Origin of the sequence: Pseudomonas sp. B7, from assembly GCF_016735645.1 — a bacterium.
Taxonomy (GTDB): domain Bacteria; phylum Pseudomonadota; class Gammaproteobacteria; order Pseudomonadales; family Pseudomonadaceae; genus Aquipseudomonas; species Aquipseudomonas glycinae.
On sequence record NZ_JAERRE010000002.1, the window covers coordinates 536,860 to 553,075 of the forward strand.

At 64.6% G+C, this 16,216-nt stretch carries 17 protein-coding genes; all 17 read right to left on the bottom strand.

From position 1 onward, the window contains the following. Genes JKA62_RS07345 through JKA62_RS07425 form a run of 17 tightly spaced genes read right to left on the bottom strand, consistent with a single transcriptional unit; the run spans window position 1 to window position 16,214 of the window. On the bottom strand, window positions 1-1,236 hold the full coding sequence (locus tag JKA62_RS07345; RefSeq protein ID WP_074689577.1) for a beta-ketoacyl-ACP synthase: 1,236 nt from the start codon (window positions 1,234-1,236) through the stop codon (window positions 1-3). Further along, window positions 1,236-1,964: a 3-ketoacyl-ACP reductase FabG2 gene (locus JKA62_RS07350; protein WP_011332092.1), complete on the bottom strand. Its 729-nt coding sequence runs from the start codon at window positions 1,962-1,964 to the stop codon at window positions 1,236-1,238. The genes JKA62_RS07345 and JKA62_RS07350 overlap by 1 nt, the downstream gene beginning before the upstream one ends. Further along, window positions 1,957-2,421 carry a hotdog family protein gene (locus tag JKA62_RS07355; RefSeq protein ID WP_011332093.1) on the bottom strand — a complete coding sequence of 155 codons (465 nt, stop codon included), beginning with the start codon at window positions 2,419-2,421 and terminating at the stop codon, window positions 1,957-1,959. The genes JKA62_RS07350 and JKA62_RS07355 overlap by 8 nt, the downstream gene beginning before the upstream one ends. After that, the gene (locus JKA62_RS07360; RefSeq protein ID WP_201817106.1) at window positions 2,418-3,614 is read right to left on the bottom strand and encodes a beta-ketoacyl-[acyl-carrier-protein] synthase family protein; all 1,197 of its coding nucleotides are present in this window, start codon (window positions 3,612-3,614) and stop codon (window positions 2,418-2,420) included. Before JKA62_RS07360 ends, JKA62_RS07355 begins: the two co-directional genes overlap by 4 nt. Beyond that, on the bottom strand, window positions 3,611-4,093 hold the full coding sequence (locus JKA62_RS07365; protein ID WP_201817111.1) for a hypothetical protein: 483 nt from the start codon (window positions 4,091-4,093) through the stop codon (window positions 3,611-3,613). Before JKA62_RS07365 ends, JKA62_RS07360 begins: the two co-directional genes overlap by 4 nt. Further along, entirely contained in the window at window positions 4,093-4,818 is a 726-nt protein-coding gene (locus tag JKA62_RS07370) for a class I SAM-dependent methyltransferase (protein WP_127796691.1), read from the bottom strand. The genes JKA62_RS07365 and JKA62_RS07370 overlap by 1 nt, the downstream gene beginning before the upstream one ends. After that, on the bottom strand, window positions 4,815-6,062 hold the full coding sequence (locus JKA62_RS07375) for an NAD(P)/FAD-dependent oxidoreductase (protein ID WP_201817119.1): 1,248 nt from the start codon (window positions 6,060-6,062) through the stop codon (window positions 4,815-4,817). Before JKA62_RS07375 ends, JKA62_RS07370 begins: the two co-directional genes overlap by 4 nt. Next, a complete protein-coding gene (locus tag JKA62_RS07380) occupies window positions 6,049-7,209 on the bottom strand; it encodes a sodium:proton antiporter (RefSeq protein WP_201817122.1) in 1,161 nt (386 codons plus the stop codon). Before JKA62_RS07380 ends, JKA62_RS07375 begins: the two co-directional genes overlap by 14 nt. Then, a complete protein-coding gene (locus JKA62_RS07385; protein ID WP_201817127.1) occupies window positions 7,206-9,545 on the bottom strand; it encodes an MMPL family transporter in 2,340 nt (779 codons plus the stop codon). Before JKA62_RS07385 ends, JKA62_RS07380 begins: the two co-directional genes overlap by 4 nt. After that, a complete protein-coding gene (locus tag JKA62_RS07390) occupies window positions 9,529-10,131 on the bottom strand; it encodes an outer membrane lipoprotein carrier protein LolA (RefSeq protein ID WP_201817129.1) in 603 nt (200 codons plus the stop codon). The genes JKA62_RS07385 and JKA62_RS07390 overlap by 17 nt, the downstream gene beginning before the upstream one ends. Beyond that, window positions 10,128-10,553, bottom strand: coding sequence for an acyl-CoA thioesterase (locus JKA62_RS07395; RefSeq protein WP_201817131.1), 426 nt, complete (start codon window positions 10,551-10,553; stop codon window positions 10,128-10,130). The genes JKA62_RS07390 and JKA62_RS07395 overlap by 4 nt, the downstream gene beginning before the upstream one ends. Beyond that, window positions 10,546-12,090 (bottom strand): HAL/PAL/TAL family ammonia-lyase, encoded by a 1,545-nt coding sequence (locus JKA62_RS07400; protein WP_201817132.1) that lies wholly within the window; start codon window positions 12,088-12,090, stop codon window positions 10,546-10,548. Before JKA62_RS07400 ends, JKA62_RS07395 begins: the two co-directional genes overlap by 8 nt. Beyond that, window positions 12,071-13,018, bottom strand: a complete 948-nt coding sequence (locus tag JKA62_RS07405; protein WP_039766474.1) for an LpxL/LpxP family acyltransferase — start codon at window positions 13,016-13,018, stop codon at window positions 12,071-12,073. The genes JKA62_RS07400 and JKA62_RS07405 overlap by 20 nt, the downstream gene beginning before the upstream one ends. Next, complete coding sequence (locus JKA62_RS07410) at window positions 13,015-13,749, bottom strand: glycosyltransferase family 2 protein (RefSeq protein ID WP_011332103.1); 735 nt, start codon at window positions 13,747-13,749, stop codon at window positions 13,015-13,017. The genes JKA62_RS07405 and JKA62_RS07410 overlap by 4 nt, the downstream gene beginning before the upstream one ends. Further along, entirely contained in the window at window positions 13,742-15,421 is a 1,680-nt protein-coding gene (locus JKA62_RS07415) for an acyl-CoA synthetase family protein (protein ID WP_201817134.1), read from the bottom strand. Before JKA62_RS07415 ends, JKA62_RS07410 begins: the two co-directional genes overlap by 8 nt. Then, on the bottom strand, window positions 15,418-15,963 hold the full coding sequence (locus JKA62_RS07420; protein ID WP_011332105.1) for a membrane protein: 546 nt from the start codon (window positions 15,961-15,963) through the stop codon (window positions 15,418-15,420). The genes JKA62_RS07415 and JKA62_RS07420 overlap by 4 nt, the downstream gene beginning before the upstream one ends. Next, entirely contained in the window at window positions 15,960-16,214 is a 255-nt protein-coding gene (locus JKA62_RS07425) for an acyl carrier protein (protein WP_007947135.1), read from the bottom strand. The genes JKA62_RS07420 and JKA62_RS07425 overlap by 4 nt, the downstream gene beginning before the upstream one ends. Window positions 16,215-16,216: the final 2 nt, after the last annotated feature.

Here is a 16,216-nt window from a genome sequence, read left to right on the forward strand (position 1 = left end):
TTAATTCGGTTGTGACCAGCGACGGAAAATCAGCGAGGTGTTGACCCCGCCGAAAGCGAAGTTGTTGTTCATCACGTATTCGTGGCTCATCTGGCGGAACTCGCCGCGCAGGTAGTCGAGTTTGCCGCAGTGCGGGTCGACCTCGTCGAGGTTGAGCGTGTGCACGTACAGGTCGCGGTTGAGCATCTCGATGCTGAACCACGACTCCAGCGCCCCGCAGGCGCCGAGGGTGTGGCCCAGGAAGCTCTTTTGCGAGCTGATCGGCATGCGTTCGCCGAACAGGGCACTGGTGGCCAGGGTTTCAGCGACATCGCCCTGTTCGGTGGCGGTGCCGTGGCCGTTGACGTAGCCGATGACGTCCGGCGCAAGGCCTGCATCTTCCAGCGCCAGTTCCATTGCCCGGCGCATGGTGATCTGTTCGGGGCGGGTGGTGTGCTGGCCGTCGGCGTTGCTGCCGAAACCGACGATCTCGGCGTGAATGTGCGCACCGCGCGCCAGGGCATGTTCCAGTTCTTCAAGCACCAGCATGCCGCCGCCTTCACCGATCACCAGACCGTCGCGGCCCTTGTCGTACGGGCGTGGCGAGGTGTGTGGCGCATCGTTTTTCAGGCTGGTGGCGTACAGCGCGTCGAACACCATGGCTTCGGTCGGGCACAGCTCTTCGGCGCCACCGGCGAGCATTAGCGGCAGGCGTCCGAATTTGATCGCCTCGTAGGCGTAGCCTATGCCCTGGCTGCCACTGGTGCAGGCGCTGGAGGTCGGGATCAAGCGGCCAGTGAGGCCGAAGAAGATGCTGATGTTCGCCGCCGTGGTGTGCGGCATCATGCGCACGTAGGAGTTGGCGTTGAGGCCTTCGGCCACCGAGTTGAGCAGCATGTTGCCGAACGCCTTGATCTCGTCGGTGCTGCCGGTGGACGAACCACAGGCCACGCCCATGCGCCCGTCCTTGATCGATTCGTCGCCGAGCAGGCCGGCATCGGCCAGCGCTTTTTCCGCCGCGCCGACAGCCAGCCGCGAGACACGGCCCATGCTGCGCAGCTGTTTGCGGGTCCAGTGCGCCGGCACCTGGAAATCATCGATAGGCCCGGCCAGGCGCGTGTTGAGCTCGCTGAAGCGATCCCACTCGTCCATCCGGCGGATGCCGCTGCGGTTGGCGGCGAAATTGCCGGCGATGGTGTCCCAGTCGCTGCCCAGCGAGGTAATGCCGGCCATGCCGGTGACGACGACGCGCTTCATCAGCACAAGCCTCCGTTGACCGCCAGCACCTGGCGGGTGATGTACGACGCTTCCGCCGACATCAGGAAATTCACCGCACCGGCCACCTCTTCAGGCGTGCCCATGCGTTGTGCGGGGATCATTTTCAGCAGTTCTTCCACCGGCACGTTTTCATCGAGCATGGCGGTATCGATCAGACCGGGCGCGACGCAATTCACCGTGATTTTGCGCTTGGCCAGTTCGATCGCCAACGCCTTTGCCGCGCCGATCACGCCGGCCTTCGAGGCGCTGTAATTGACCTGGCCACGGTTGCCGATCAGCCCCGAAACCGAGGTGATGCAAACGATGCGACCAGCGGCGCGGCGGCGGATCATCGGCATCATCACCGGGTGCAGGACGTTGTAGAAACCGTCGAGGTTGGTGCGCAGCACCACGTCCCAGTCATCGTCGCTCAGGGCCGGAAAGGCACCGTCGCGGGTCAGCCCGGCATTGAGCACCACGCCGTAGTAGGCACCGTGGGCTTCAACGTCGGCTTCGAGGATGGCTTTGCAGGTTTCGCGATCCGCCACGTCGAATTGCAGGATGCGCGCGGTGCGGCCGAGGGCTTCGACTTCGGCTTTCACTGCTTGTGCTTCCGTCACGCCGCTGCGGCAATGCAGGACGATATCGTGGCCGGCGCTGGCCAGGCGCAGGGCGATGGCGCGGCCGATGCCACGGCTGGAGCCGGTGACCAGGATGGATTCAGTCATCGTTCGACTCCTTGGATTGTTCCAGATAGTCCGCTGCCTGGGGCGGGCGGAACACGTTCAACCGGGCGCTGGCCTCGATGCCGGGCGCATTGATATGGCATTCGAATACACCCATGCCGTTGTCGTCTTCCAGCGAGCGCAGGCCATGGATGGTCAGTTCGCTGCCAACCGGAAAGGCCGCGACATTGCATTCGAACTTGCGTGTGCCGAGCAGAAAGCCCAGCTCCACCGGGTTGCCTTTCTGCCGCGCATGGCAGCCGGCAAACGCGGCGACGCTTTGCGCCATCAGCTCAACGCCGACCCACGCCGGCAGGCTGCCGTCGGGCAGGCTGAACAGGCCGCCGGGCCGGACGGTGAGCGTGGTGTGGATCTGTTCGTCGTCAAAGCTCAGGATCCGGTCGATCAGGATCATGTCGCCAGCGTGGGGCAGCAATTCGGCGAGCGGCCAGTGGGTCATGGGGCGTCTCCGATAATCAGGCTGACGTTATTGCCACCGAAGGCAAACGAGTTGCTCATCAGGTAGCGGGGTGCAATGGACGCCAGGCGTTCGCTTGCGGTCACCCACTTGAGCGGTGGAAGGTCGGGATCCGGCTGGCCGTCCCAGACGTGCGGCGGCAAGGCGTGGTCGGGATTGTCGGCACTCAGGCTCAACCAGCAGAACGCTGCTTCCAGTGCACCGGCGGCACCGAGGGTGTGGCCGGTCATCGGTTTGGTCGAGGAACACGCCACGCCGTCGGCGAACAGCGCGGCGACGGCCTGGCTTTCCATGGCGTCGTTGTGCTGGGTCGCGGTGCCGTGCAGGTTCAGGTAGCTGATGTCGTCGGCTTGCAGGTGGGCTTGATCGAGGGCTTTTTGCATCGCTTGCAGCGCGCCGCGGCCGGTCGGTTCCGGTGCGGAAATGTGGTGCGCGTCGGAGCTGGCGCCAGCGCCCAGCAAGGCGATGCCCGGCCCTGCGCCGCGTTCTTTGCTCATCACGAACAGCACCGCCGCTTCGCCGATGTTGATGCCGTTGCGGTTGGCGGAAAACGGGTTGCAGCGCTCGTCCGACACCGCTTCCAGCGCACTGAAACCGTTGAGGGTCAGTTTGCACAGGCTGTCGACACCGCCGCACAGCACGGCGTCGCACAGGCCCAGATCGAGCAGGCGTCGGGCGCTCATCAAGGCGCGAGCGCTGGAGGTGCAGGCAGTGGAAATCACATAGGTCGGGCCGCTCAGTTGCAGCCAGTCGGCGAGGAAGTTCGCCGGTGCGCCTAGTTCCTGTTGCCGGTAGTCGTAATCGGCCGGGAACTGCTGGTCGCGAATGTAGTGCGCCAGGCCACGGCTGGCCTCGTCGATGCCCGAAGTGCTGGTGCCGAGCACCACGCCGATGCGCTCGCGGCCGTAAGTCTGGATCGCCTGCTCGATGTCATCGCGAATCTGCAACGCGGCTTCCAGCAACAGTTGATTGTTGCGGCTGCGCTGGTCGGCCAGCGCTTCGGGAATCGGCGCCAGATCGCCGTGCACGGCGGCCACCGGCAGCTCGCGCTCCGGCACCCAGCCGGACTCGCGGCGCATGCCCGAGCAGTCGCCGGCAAACAGGTTGCGTGCCACGGCTTGCTTGTCGCGCCCCAGGGCGCAGATCACGCCGAGGGCATTGAGGTAGGCGGTCATGACGTCGGTTCACCGAGTGGCGTTACGCGATAGTGCGGGCCTTGTGGCAGGTTCAATTCGAAGCTCAAGGGTTGGGTGTAACGGATGTCCCAGCGCGCCGGCAGGGAACGTTGGTCGCCCTGTTGCTGCGCGTCGGGGTAGTTGCGCGACAGCTCGCCCGCGGGGGTCAGGGCGAACAGCAGCGCGGCGAACAGCTCCCGGGCTTCCGGGTTGGGCGGCAGCAGGCCGTCGGCCTGCCAGTGCCCGTCGATCAACTGCTGACGCGCCTGGGGAATGCCCAGCGGATCCATCATCGACCAGCGGATGCCCGGCCCTTCGCGCTGGATCACCAGCAACCAGTCTTGCTGTTGTCCGGCCAGGTGCCGCTCGATATGCAGTTGCATCGGCAGCGGCAGGCTCGGGTTGCCGGCCGGCAGCGGCGCCTGACTGGCGCAGGCACCGAGCAGCAGGACGCAGGCGAGCAGCAGAACACGCAACATCAGACAGCCTCGTTCAAAGGTTTGCGGGCCACTACGTTGACCAAGGTTTCTTCCCGCTGGCCAAAGGGCTTGGGCTGGCGCAATCCAAAACGTTCGAGCAGACCGAAATCCTTCGACCGGCTCCACCACAGATACGGGTACGAAACGTTCTGTTCGGCGAACTCGAAACCCTGCTGGCGAATCATCTCCAGGTACTGCGCCGCGCTCTTTTGCACGTGCATCGGATGACGGAACAGCCAGCGAATCACCCACGTATCAATGTAAGCCTCGGTGGACTCGGCGAACAGCAGATAACCGCCCGGCTTGAGCACCCGATAGAACTCGGCGAGGGCTTTTTCCTGCTCCACCAGATGATGGAACGTCTGGTGACAGAACAGCAGATCGACGCTGGCGTCCGGCACATTGAGCGTCGCACAGTCGCTGCCGATCAGCTCGACGTCGAAGCCCAGGCGCGCGGCCTCGGCGGCGCTCAGTTCAAGGCTGTGCGGATCGGCATCGACCCCGATCAGGCGCTGCGGTGCGAAGGTCTGGCGCAGGTGACCGAACGACTTGCCCTGGCCGCAACCGGCATCCAGCAGCACCGGACTGGCTGGCAACGATTCGCTGAACAGCCCGCGCAGATCGTTGATTGCCACCCGCAGCACATGGTGCTGCCAGGTGTGGCTGCGCAGGAACCAGAAGCCGAAGCGGGTTTCCTCGACGTAATTGTCGCTCAGGTAATTCATGTGTCGTCCCTTGCACAGAGTTCGGAGATCATCTTCAGCCGACGGCGCGCTTCACTGACGAACGGGTTGCGTTCGTCCCAGGCGTAACCGGCGAGGATCGAGCAGATCATGCGGCGGATTTCCGGCGAGCCTTGCTCGTGGAAAATCACGTCCTGAAAGGTGCCGGCGTACCAGCCTTCGACGTAGCAGCGGAAGGTGTCGACCCCACGTTTCAGCGGCTCGGCGAACTCCCGTTGCCAGTCCACCGTTTCGCCCTGCAGCTGTCGGTGCAGCACTGCGGCGGCCATGCTCGCGGAACGCATGGCAATGGTCACGCCCGAGGAGAACACCGGGTCGAGAAATTCCGCCGCGTTGCCCAGCAGCGCGAAGCCCGGGCCGTGCAGGGTTTTGACGTTGGCCGCATACCCGCCGAGAGTGCGCGCCGGGGTATCCCATACGGCGTTGTTCAGCACTTTGGCCAGGCTCGGGGTTTCGGCGATGAACCCGCGCAGGCAGGCGTCGAGGTCGGCATCGCGACCTGCGAAATGTTCAGCGGCAGCCACCACGCCCACCGAGCAGCGACCGTTGCTGAACGGGATCGACCAGAACCAGATATCGCGGTGCTGCGGGTGGGTGGTGATGAGGATCTTCTCGCGGTCGAAGCCGGGGTGGTCGATGTGGTCTTCGACGTGGGTGAAGACAGCTTGGCGAACCGGGAAATTCGACGGCGCTTCGAGGTCGAGCAGGCGCGACAGCACGCGGCCGTAGCCGCTGGCATCGAGCACAAAATCAGCTTCGACGCGGTACTCGCTGCCGTCTTCGCGATGCACATTCAGCTGTGGTCGCGGACGTTCGAAATCAACGCTGACAATCGCGTCGCCATAGCGGATTTCCGCACCCTGCAACGCCGCCTGATCGGCCAGCAACTTGTCGAAGTCGGCGCGTTGCACCTGCAGGGTCGTCGGCTTGCCGGCGGTGAAGGTGTCAGCAAAATCGAAGGCGCTGTAGCGCTCGCCCCAGGCAAACGCCGCACCGTTCTTGCGCTGGAACCCGGCGGCATTTACCGCCTCGAGCATGCCGGCTTCTTCGACGAAATCCAGGCAATGGCAGAGCAGGCTTTCACCGATGGAGAACCTCGGGAAATGCTGGCGCTCGATCACCAGCACGTCGTGCCCCTTGCGCTTGAGCAATGCGGCGGCGATGGCGCCGGAGGGGCCGGCGCCGATGATCACGACCTGACGGGATTCCATTTCAACGATTGGCACGTGAGCTCCTGGGTACGGCAATAGGGTTCAGCGACGCCCGGTGCAGGCCGATGAAGGCCGGCAGCAGCGTCGCGATCAGACCCATCAGCATCAGCGCAAAGTACAGCGCCGGGCTGATGAGTTGTTGTTGCAACAGCAGGTTGAGAAAGACGATTTCGCTCAAGCCGCGAATGTTCAGCAGCACGCTTTCGCGCCAGCGACTGGCGCCTGCGAACGACGCGCCGGCCCATCCGAGGCCGAGCCAGTTGCCCAGGATTTTGCTGGTGATCGGCAACAGCAGCAGCGCCGCCCATTGCACGGCGCCGAGGCTGGCGAGGGCGCTGTGCACGTCGATCTGGACGATGCCGAAAGTCAGGATCAGCGGAATCGCGATCCACGTCTGCAAGCGGTTCATCCAGTGCGCCGGCAGCGGCAACACCAGTGGTACCTTGAGCGCGGCCATGCACAGCAGATAGCCGATGCCGAAAATCAGTGCGTTGAGTTTGTAGTGTTCGGTCAGCACCAACAGCGCAAAAAAACCGAGGCTGTAGGTCAATGGCCGGCGTATGCCGAACACCCGCAGCAGCACCGGCACGCAGGCCAGCCCCAGCGGCAGCAACAGACTGCTCAGGTGCAGGCTGCCCTGAGCGAGACCGAACAGCGTCCAGCAAGTCAGGTCGATCAGGATCGCGGTCTGCACCAGGCGCCGGGTGGCGGCGGGCGGGTAGTCGATGTGGCGCAGGTACAGGTACAACACCGGGATCGCGGTGATGGCGAACACCAGACCGATGGCCAGCGAGTTGATCCACGGTTGTGTCGGCAGCAGCCAGTACGCCGTCGCCAGGCCGCAGGCGAACGGTACGGCGAAACTCGGCAGGGCGATCTTCACGCTCTGACGGTCCAGGCGCAGGTCGATCACGTCGCTGAGGATGTGCCCCAGCAACAGGGCGAAGCTCAGGCTGTAGAGATTTTTCAACCAGCCCGGCGCGATCAGTGCGGCGCCGTTGAGTTGCCAGCCCGGCTCGATCCAGAAGTACATCAGCAGCGGCAGGCCGAAGCTGGCCAGCAGCAATTGACTGACAATCGGGATCAGCCCGAAGTGCCGGCCGACCCGGGTGGCGACGAAGAACAGCGCCAGGGCCATCAGCCAGAAAATCACCACCATCATGCTGCAGGCTCCGTGACGGCAACCGCATGGGTCTGACGCCCGGCCCACGGCGCGAGCATGAAGCTGAACGCCAGGCCGAGGCTCACCGACAGGCCGAAGTTACTCACCGCCGGGGTGCTCGACACCGCCAGCAGGCCGAACGACAGCCAGGTGGTGGCGGCTGCGAGCAAAGTGCCGAGCAGGCTGACGGCCGCGCCGCCGACCTGCTCGCGCATGAGGATCGCATAGTCGACGCTGATCGCCGTTACCAGCAACAGGCCGAACAGGCTGAACAGGGTCAGCGGCTGACCGAGCCAGCCCAGGCTGGCGAGGCTGCACAGCGCAGCGAGCAGCGGCAGGGCGACGATCCGCAGTGCGCCACCAAGACCGAACGGCAGCATCAGCACCAGTACGATCAATACGCAGGAGGCGAGTTTCAGTTCAGCGGCGCTGACTTGAGTCTGGGCGAACACCTTGTTCAGATCGCCGAGCCGGTCCACCAGCGTCACGCCCGGCAGGTCCAGCGCCTGCACCCGCAGCAGCGACGGATTGTTCAGGCCTTGCAGGCTGACCATCGCCGCCACGCCGTCCTCGGTCGGCCCCAGCCACAGCGTGCGGTAGGGCTCGCCGAGCGGGCCGGCCAGCGCCGCATCGATGTCTTCGGCGGGCAGGGCCTGCAACTGTTGCAGCTCGGTTTGCAGCGCCGCCAGCGGCACGCCGACCTCCAGCAACGGCTGCCAGAACTGCGGCAACTTGCTCAGCGCCTCACGCACTTGTTGCTGCTGAGCTGGCGGGCTGACCAGTTGATTGAGCGCCAGATAACCCTGCAACTTGTCGAGGTTGACCAATTGATCCAGGCGCTCGCTCAGGGCCGCTTGCCGCTCCAGCAATTGCTGCTGATCGGCGGCGCGCACCAGGAAGAACTGGCTGGTCGGCTGATAGCCGGTAATCCGCGCGATGGTCTGCGCCTCATCGGTCAGGCGTTGCGGCGCGCCGACCCACTGGCGAATGTCGTTCTTGCTCTCCAGTTGCAGCAGGCCACCGACGCAGAAGGCGATCAGCAGGGCCAGCAACACCGGCGTTCTGACGTGCTCGAGCAGGGTTTCCCGCAACCGCACCAAGCGCTCGGCCAGTTGCAGCGGCCATTGCGCCGGGCGCAGTTCGACGTTTTTCAGCAGCGCCGGCAACAGGCAAACCGCCGACAGGTAGGCGCCGAGCAAACCGGCGGCGGAGAACACGGCGATCTGGGTCAGCGCCGGGAAGGGCGTCCAGGCCAGTGCCAGGTAACCGATGGCGCTGGTGATCAGGCTCAACGTCAGCCCGGACAGGGTCAGGCGCAACGCCGGCCAACTGTGCCACGGCTTGAGGCTCCAGCTCTTGGACAGGTAGTGCAGCGGGTAATCCACTGCCACGCCGATCAGGCTCGAACCGAGCACCAGCGTCATCACATGCATGTGCCCGAACAGCGCGACGCAGGCCACCGCGCCGAACAGCATGCCCACCAGCACCGGAATGAACGCCAGCAGCACCCGCCAGCGGCGGAAGGCGAGCAGCAACAGCAACAGGATGCCGACGGTGGCGCCGCCGCCGACCCAGGTCATTTCCCGGGTCGCCTGCTGCTGACCGTTGGCGGCGTACAGCAAGCCGCTGGCGGCCAACAGTTGCACGTCGGCGCGAGCTGCTTGCTCACGGCTGTGTTGCAGCAGGGCGGCGACTTGCAGCGGTTGATTCATGTCGAAGGCGCTGCCGGTGGTGCGTGCGCGCAGCAGCACCCAGCTCTTGCCGTCGGCGTCGGCGATCAACGCACCGCTGCCGATGTCCAGCTGCACCGCGCCATGTTGTGGCTGGCTGTTCTGGATGCGCCCGGTCAGGCCCAGCCAGTCGTCCTGGCTCGGCACCAGACTGAACCCGGTGAACGGGTCGAACAGTGCCTGCACCCGTTGCTGGATGAAGGCGTCGGGGTGTTCGGTCAGCAGTTGCCGGTCATCCGCCGAGAGCATCGCCAGCCGCCCTTGCAGCAATTGCGTGCGCAGGGCCGGCAGATCGGCCTGCAGGTTCCACTGGACCTTTTCGAACAACCCGCTGGCCTGCCATTGCTCGCCCAGGGTCTGGGCCATGGCGACGGCTTGCTGGCGATCGGTGTGGCCGACCAGCACCAGCATGTCGCGGTTGAGCGGTTCCTGCATGCGTTGTTCGGCGCGCAGTTCGAGGGCGTCCGGGTGGGTGCCGGGCACCAGCTCCATCAGGTTGGCCGACAGCGGCGCGCCGTCGCGCCACTGCCAGGCGCCCAGTGCGACGACCGCCAGCAGCAGGATCAGGAACAGCCAGGGCAGCCTGCGTTCACTCGGCAAAGTCATGTTGCTCCGCGTCGCTCAGAGGTTGGCCGGCGGTGCTGTCCTGCATGCGCAATACGGTGCTGTCGCCCTGGGTTTCCAGCAGTTCGATGGTGTTCACCAACGTGCCGCCGCTGATGTTGATCTGGTTGAAGACCTGCTTGAGCAGCACCGAACGCGGGGTCAGGGTCAGTTGCCATTTCTGCGCATCGCCGCTCAGGGCCAGTTCGAAATCCCGTTGCAGACCGCTGCTGTCGCCTTGCAGCACGGCGAGGAACAGTCGGTTCTGTTCGGCACCGGCACTCTTGTTCGGCAGCAGTTGCCAGCCGGTGGCATCACGTCGGGCGATGCCCTTGGCGCTGATGCGGTAATCCTGTTGCAGCGGGGTTTTCAGCAGCCAGAGCAAACCGTGGTTTTTCGCCAGCACGAAGCTGCCCTTGCTGATCAGTGGCTGAGGCAGGGCGCGCAGGTGTTTTTCCTGGATGAACTGGCCGTGGATCACGTCCGGTTTCGCCAGTTGCTCGCTCAACTGTTGCAGGTCGAAGGCGTTGGCCAGTGACGACAGCGTCAGCAGCGCCAGGGCCCCGAGGGATTTCAACAGCACATTCATCGCAGCATCCTTTCCACGGCATCGGTGAAGACTTTCGGCGAGGCCAGTTGCATCTCGCGGCTGCTCATCTCGACGGCGACCTGAACCGAGCTGGCGCGGGTCAGGCGTTCGCCGGTCTGGGCATCGGTGATCAGGTAGTGGATCTTCAGGCGGTTCTCCCACTCCACCAGACTGGCGCGCACGTTCAGCCGCTGACCGAACACCGCGCCGCGCACGTAGCGCAATTGCAGGTCGATCACCGGCCAGGCGTAGCCCGAGTCGACCATCTGGTTGTAGTTGTGGCCGATCCTGTCGAGCAACGCGCAACGCGCTACTTCCAGGTATTTCACGTAATGGCCGTGCCAGACGACGTGCATGGTGTCGACGTCAAAGAACGGCACGAGGATTTCCGTATCGGCGTGAAGCACTCCGGCACTACGCATGCAGCCTCCAGTGTTGCTCGGCGATGCGTTGCAGGCACAGACGCAGTTCGCCTTCCAGAGCACGGTCTTCGATCACTGGCGGGAAGTCCTGGGCCAGTTGTTCATGCATGGCGGCCAGCGACGGTGGCAGTGGGCGAGCGTCTTCATCACGGCCGCGCAGCCATACACCCTGATTGGCCGCGAGCAGTGTGGCGGCGGCCACCTGTTCGGTCAGCTCCAGCACACGAATGGCGTCGCGGGCGGCGATGGTGCCCATGCTCACCTTGTCCTGGTTGTGGCACTCGGTGGAGCGTGAGAACACGCTGGCCGGCATGGTGTTTTTCAGCGCTTCGGCAGTCCAGGCACTGGCGCCGATCTGCACGGCCTTGAAGCCGTGGTTGAGCATCGCGCGGTCGGCGCTGGCGCCGGACAGGTTGCTCGGCAAACCGTGGTTGTAACGCTCGTCCACCAGCAGCGCGAATTGTCGGTCGAGCAGGTCGGCGACGTTGGCCACGAGGTTTTTCAGGCTGTCCATGGCGAACGCGATATGCCCGCCGTAGAAGTGTCCGCCGTGCAGCACGCGCTCGGCTTCGGCGTCGATGATCGGGTTGTCGTTGGCGCTGTTGAGTTCGGTTTCGATGAACGAGCGCAGCCAGTTCAGGCTGTCGGCCAATACGCCTAGTACATGCGGTGCGCAGCGCAGCGAGTAGCGATCCTGCAAGCGGTGCAGCGGCGCGGTCGGCGCGTCGATTGCCAGATCCTTGCGCAGCCACGCGGCCACCTGCATCTGACCCGGATGCGGCTTGGCGGCGAACAGGCGCTCGTCGAAGTGTTCCGGATTGCCTTGCAGCGCCACCACGTTCAACGCGGTGATGCGGGTGGCCAGTTGCAGCAGGTAATCGGCGCGGGCGTAGGCCAGGCAGGCGAGGCCGGTCATGACGGCGGTGCCGTTCATCAGCGCCAGCGCCTCTTTCGGGCGCAGCACCAGCGGCGTCCAGCCCAGTTCACGGTGCACATCGGCAGCCTGGCGGCGTTCGCCACGGAACATCACTTCACGCTCGCCGGACAGGGTTGCGGCGACGTAGGACAACGGCGTCAGGTCGCCGCTGGCGCCCACCGAACCCTCTTCAGGGATCAGCGGCAAAATGTCGTGTTCAAGGAAGGCATGCAGACGTTCCAACAGCTCGATGCGCACCCCGGACACGCCGTGGCACAGCGACTGCAAACGCGCTGCGAGCACTGCACGAGTGGCCTGGGGGTCGAGCAGTTTGCCCAGTCCGCAACCGTGGAACGTGTAGAGATGACGCGGCAGCGCCTCGACGTGATGCAACGGCACCGCGACCACGCAGGAGTCGCCGTAACCGGTGGTCACGCCGTAGATCACGCCTTCCTTGTCCAGCAGCGAATCGAGGAACCGCGCGCCCTTGGCGATGCGTTCGCGATAAGGCGCGTCGCTCTGCAACTGCACGGGCGCCTGACGGTTGGCCAGAGCCAGCACGTCTTCGATGCGCAAAGGGCGTTCGCCGAAGGTAACCGGCTCAGGAGTTGGCGTTGTCATCGGTTTTCCAGAATGGGTAAAAGTTGAACCATTGGCACGGTGCTTCGAGGCAATAGTGACTCAGGCGTTGCGCATAGCGGGTCGCCCACTGATGAATGACCTGTTCGCGCTCGCGGCGTGACCACACCACGGCGTCGGCGAAAGGCTCGAGGGTCAGGCGATAGTGGCCGTCAGGCTGCTTGAGGCACATCAGCAGGTTGACCGGGCATTTCAGCAGGCCGGCCAGCAGCCACGGCCCTTGCGGGAACGGCGCCGGGTGGCCGAGAAAGTCCACGGTCACGCTGCGCCCGCCATGCAGTGGCACGCGGTCGCCGGCAATCGCCAGCCACTCGCCGCGCTCCAGGCGTTCGTGCAGTTGCAGCATGATCACCGGGTCCAGCTCGCTGACCTGAATCAGTCGCAGATTGGTCGCCCCGGCCTCGCCCAGCAGGCGATTGAACTGCTCGGCATGCTTGGTGTGCACCAGCACGTTCATCGTGACTTTCTCGCCCAGCTCCGCCAGCGCCCGGCACACTTCGAGGTTGCCCAGATGCGCGCCCACCAGCATTTGCCCGCGACTGCCGCGCAACTGGTTGCGCAACAGCGCCGGGTCGATGATTTCGATCTGCTCGATCTTCAGCTTGCCGTTCCACACGTCGAGCTTGTCGAGCAGCGAATCGGCGAAGGCCATGAACTGGCGGAACACCCGCCACCGGGTCGGACGCAGTTCGTGGCGACCGCTCCAGTCGGCGAGGCGCTGCTGATACTGCCAGGCACTGCGCCGCGCAGTGCGGCCGAACAGGAAAAAGTACAGGACGATGCCGTACAGCAACGGGCTCAGCAGGCGTCGACCAAGAACCTTGGCGGCGAACGCGGTGAATTTCATCAGCAGGAAACTGCCGCGCTCTTCGCGGTCGGCCCAGTGCTTCTTGTCGGTCTCGACGGTCATGGACGCCACCGTCGCCAGAGGATCACGGGCAAGCGCAGCAACATGCCGAAGAACAGGCGCGTGTGCATGCTCGAGATCAGCACGTTGTCGTGGAACAGGCGAAAGTGCGACACGCCGTCCAGCGGGTAATGCACGCTGGTCTGCAACCAGCGCATCGGCTGATTGCGCCAGGCCAGGCGCACCAGAATGTCCGAGTCGAAATCCATGCGCTTGCCGATCCGCGCCGAGTCGATCACGCCCAGCGTCGGTTCCAGCGGATACACCCGGAAGCCGCACATCGAATCGCGAATCTGCAGCGACAAGGTGTTGATCCACACCATTACATGGGTCAGGTAACGCGCATACAAACGGCCCTTGGGCACGCTGGCGTCATACAGCGGATAGCCGCAGACCAGCGACTCGGGGTGAGCGCGGGATTCTTCGATGAAACGCGCGACATCCTGCAAGTCGTGCTGACCGTCGGCGTCGACCTGCAAGGCATGGCTGAAGCCCAGCCGCGCCGCTTCACGCAGACCGGTCATCACCGCGCCACCCTTGCCCTGATTGGCAGTGAGGCGCACCAGATAAACCCGTTCGCGCTCGGCCAGGGCGTCGAGCACCGCCGCGCAGGATTTGCTGCTGGCATCGTCCACCAGAATGCACGGCAGATCCTCGGCGAGCAGGGCGTCGACCACCGTGCCGATGGCGGTTTCGTGGTTGTAGACCGGAATCACGGCGCAAGGGTTATGCATCGCCAGCCCCCAGCAGAATCCGCCCGCTGGAGCAGGTGGCGGTGTCGTTGCGGTAGGCGAAATACAACTTGCCGCGTTCCGGATCGAAGCGCAGATGCAGCTGGATTTCATCGCCGGGGCGCACCAGTTGCTGGAACTTCAGCACTTCCATGCCGGCGAACGCGCCGGGCAGGTTCAGCAGTTGCCGACCCAGGTTCAGTGCCCATTCGACCTGCACCACGCCGGGCAGCACCGGGGCCTTGGGGAAGTGGCCGCTGAAGTAGGCAAGGTCCGGCGGAACGCTCAATTGCAGGTTCCATTCACCCTCGGTTTCGGCCTGTTCCAGGATTTCCGGCGCTTTCGGTCGTGGTGCCAGCAGCAAGGCTTCGACGTCGGCTTGAGGCAACTTGCCCTGCGAGGTCAGCGGCATTTGCCGCAGCAGGCGCCAGCGGCGGGGCAGGGCCAGGGCTTCGCAGTGGTCGCCGAGATGACGGCGCAGGGTTTCGGTCAGGCTGCGCCGACCGTGTTCGCGCAGGGCAAACAGGCCCGATTCGCTGAGCACCAGCAGAGCGCCGAGCGACGCGCGGTTTTCCTGCACCACGCCCAGACGCGCTTCGGCGACCCAGTCGTGGGCCACCAGCGCCTGTTCAAGCATCGGCAGGGATATGCGTTTTTCTTCGAGTTTGACGATCCGGTCGAGCCGCCCGAGCAGTTCAAAGCGGCCATCGGCCTGAATGCGCGCCGCATCGGCGGTGTGTTCGACCTGCCCGGCGGGCAGGTAAGGCGAAGCGATCAGCAGGGCGCCGTCGCTGTCCTGGCTCAACTCGATACCGGCAAACGGCTGCCACAACGATTCGCCTTGGCGCCAGGCGATGCCGCCGGTTTCCGAGCTGCCGAGGATTTCCGTCGGCCACTGCCCCAAGCGTTGATGCAGGCTTTTTGCGGCGTCTGTCGGCAATGCGCCTCCAGAGGAAAACACCCGGCGCACGGCGCTCAGCGCTGGCCAGTCGAGGTTGTCGCCCATGCGTTTGAGCAGCGCCGGGCTGGCGACCCAGGCGAAGGCCGGATGCTCGCGGCTGGCGCGTTGCAAGTCTTCCGGGAAGGCCAGTTGCTTGCGCAGGAACAGACGCCCGGCGCACAGCGGCCATAGCACGCGGAACAGCAGGCCGTAGATGTGCTGGGTGGCAACGCTGCCAAGAATGCAGGCTTCACCGAGATCCGCACCCCACAGCTGTTCGAGGGCTTCGACTTCGTTGGCCAGTTGCCGCAGGGATTTGTCGATGCGCTTGGGCTCGCCGCTGGAACCGGAGGTGCACAGGCTGAGGCGGCACTGGTCGAGATCCAGTTCGGCGGCGGGCAGGGCCGGTTGCTGCAGATCGCTCAGGCGAGCGTCATCGGAATGATCGGTCAGCCACAGATCGACGTCGTTCGACCAGCGCTGACGGGTCTGCGCTTGCAGATCCGAAGGCAGCAACACGCTGACGCCGGCACGCCAGGCGCCGAGCAGGGCGACGGCCAGGTCGGCGGCATCTTCCAGATGCACCGCCAGACGTTGCACGCCGCGCGCTTGCAGACCGGCGGCCAGGCTCAGGGCCTGTTCGCGCAGTTGTGCGTGATCGAGTGCCGGTGCGCTTGTTACTGCGCGCGCCGGCAGGGCCTTGAGCAACAGCTGCTCAAGTTTTATCCAGTTCATGGGCGACCTCTTACCCGTTGTCGTATCAGCCATTCAATGGCAAACATCAGGCCGATCAATCCGTAGGAGATCAGGCCGGTGTACAACATCCACCAGTTCAGCGGCGCCCACAGTGTCAGCAGGGCGGCGCACAAACCGTTGCAAAAGAAAAACACGCTCCAGGCCACGGTGACCTGGCGGGTGTAACGAATCGCCTTGGGCGGCAGTTGCGGCTCACGCAGGCGAGCCAGACGCTCGACCATCGGCGGGCCGTATTTCAGGCTCAGGCTGAACAGCACCAGCATGAAGCCGCTGATCAGCACCGGGTACCAACGCAGCAGCAAAGGGCTGTCGAACACCGCCAGCAGCAGGCAGAACACGATCGCCACAAAGGCCATCCACAGGCTGCCGGGCTTGCGTTCGCCGGTCAGCGCGCGGGCCAGCCACAGGCCGCCCAGCAGCAGGCCGAACTGCCATGGCGCGAAATGCTCCATGCCGAAATACACCGCAAAGGGATACAGCAGGCCCGCCAGCAGCAGGCCGAGACCGATCAGTCGGCTCATGCCGCCGGTTGAACCAGACGGTAGACCGCCTCGACCACGTCGCTGACGGTGCGCACCGACTTGAACTCCTCGGCGGCGATTTTCTTGCCGGTCTGGCGCTTGATGTGATCGATCAGGTCGACGGCGTCGATGCTGTCGATTTCCAGATCCTGATACAGGTTGGATTCCAGGCTCACGCGGGCCGGGTCCAGTTCGAACAACTCGACCAGGGCATCGCGCAGGGTGTTGAAGATGTCGTCACGAGTTTGCATGG

Excerpts from the sequence above, each read along its gene's own strand:
- JKA62_RS07345 (WP_074689577.1), bottom strand. The coding sequence starts at position 1,236 with ATGAAGCGCGTCGTCGTCACCGGCATGGCCGGCATTACCTCGCTGGGC.
- JKA62_RS07350 (WP_011332092.1), bottom strand. The coding sequence starts at position 1,964 with ATGACTGAATCCATCCTGGTCACCGGCTCCAGCCGTGGCATCGGCCGC.
- JKA62_RS07355 (WP_011332093.1), bottom strand. The coding sequence starts at position 2,421 with ATGACCCACTGGCCGCTCGCCGAATTGCTGCCCCACGCTGGCGACATG.
- JKA62_RS07360 (WP_201817106.1), bottom strand. The coding sequence starts at position 3,614 with ATGACCGCCTACCTCAATGCCCTCGGCGTGATCTGCGCCCTGGGGCGC.
- JKA62_RS07365 (WP_201817111.1), bottom strand. The coding sequence starts at position 4,093 with ATGTTGCGTGTTCTGCTGCTCGCCTGCGTCCTGCTGCTCGGTGCCTGC.
- JKA62_RS07370 (WP_127796691.1), bottom strand. The coding sequence starts at position 4,818 with ATGAATTACCTGAGCGACAATTACGTCGAGGAAACCCGCTTCGGCTTC.
- JKA62_RS07380 (WP_201817122.1), bottom strand. The coding sequence starts at position 7,209 with ATGATGGTGGTGATTTTCTGGCTGATGGCCCTGGCGCTGTTCTTCGTC.
- JKA62_RS07385 (WP_201817127.1), bottom strand. The coding sequence starts at position 9,545 with ATGACTTTGCCGAGTGAACGCAGGCTGCCCTGGCTGTTCCTGATCCTG.
- JKA62_RS07390 (WP_201817129.1), bottom strand. The coding sequence starts at position 10,131 with ATGAATGTGCTGTTGAAATCCCTCGGGGCCCTGGCGCTGCTGACGCTG.
- JKA62_RS07395 (WP_201817131.1), bottom strand. The coding sequence starts at position 10,553 with ATGCGTAGTGCCGGAGTGCTTCACGCCGATACGGAAATCCTCGTGCCG.
- JKA62_RS07400 (WP_201817132.1), bottom strand. The coding sequence starts at position 12,090 with ATGACAACGCCAACTCCTGAGCCGGTTACCTTCGGCGAACGCCCTTTG.
- JKA62_RS07405 (WP_039766474.1), bottom strand. The coding sequence starts at position 13,018 with ATGACCGTCGAGACCGACAAGAAGCACTGGGCCGACCGCGAAGAGCGC.
- JKA62_RS07410 (WP_011332103.1), bottom strand. The coding sequence starts at position 13,749 with ATGCATAACCCTTGCGCCGTGATTCCGGTCTACAACCACGAAACCGCC.
- JKA62_RS07415 (WP_201817134.1), bottom strand. The coding sequence starts at position 15,421 with ATGAACTGGATAAAACTTGAGCAGCTGTTGCTCAAGGCCCTGCCGGCG.
- JKA62_RS07420 (WP_011332105.1), bottom strand. The coding sequence starts at position 15,963 with ATGAGCCGACTGATCGGTCTCGGCCTGCTGCTGGCGGGCCTGCTGTAT.
- JKA62_RS07425 (WP_007947135.1), bottom strand. The coding sequence starts at position 16,214 with ATGCAAACTCGTGACGACATCTTCAACACCCTGCGCGATGCCCTGGTC.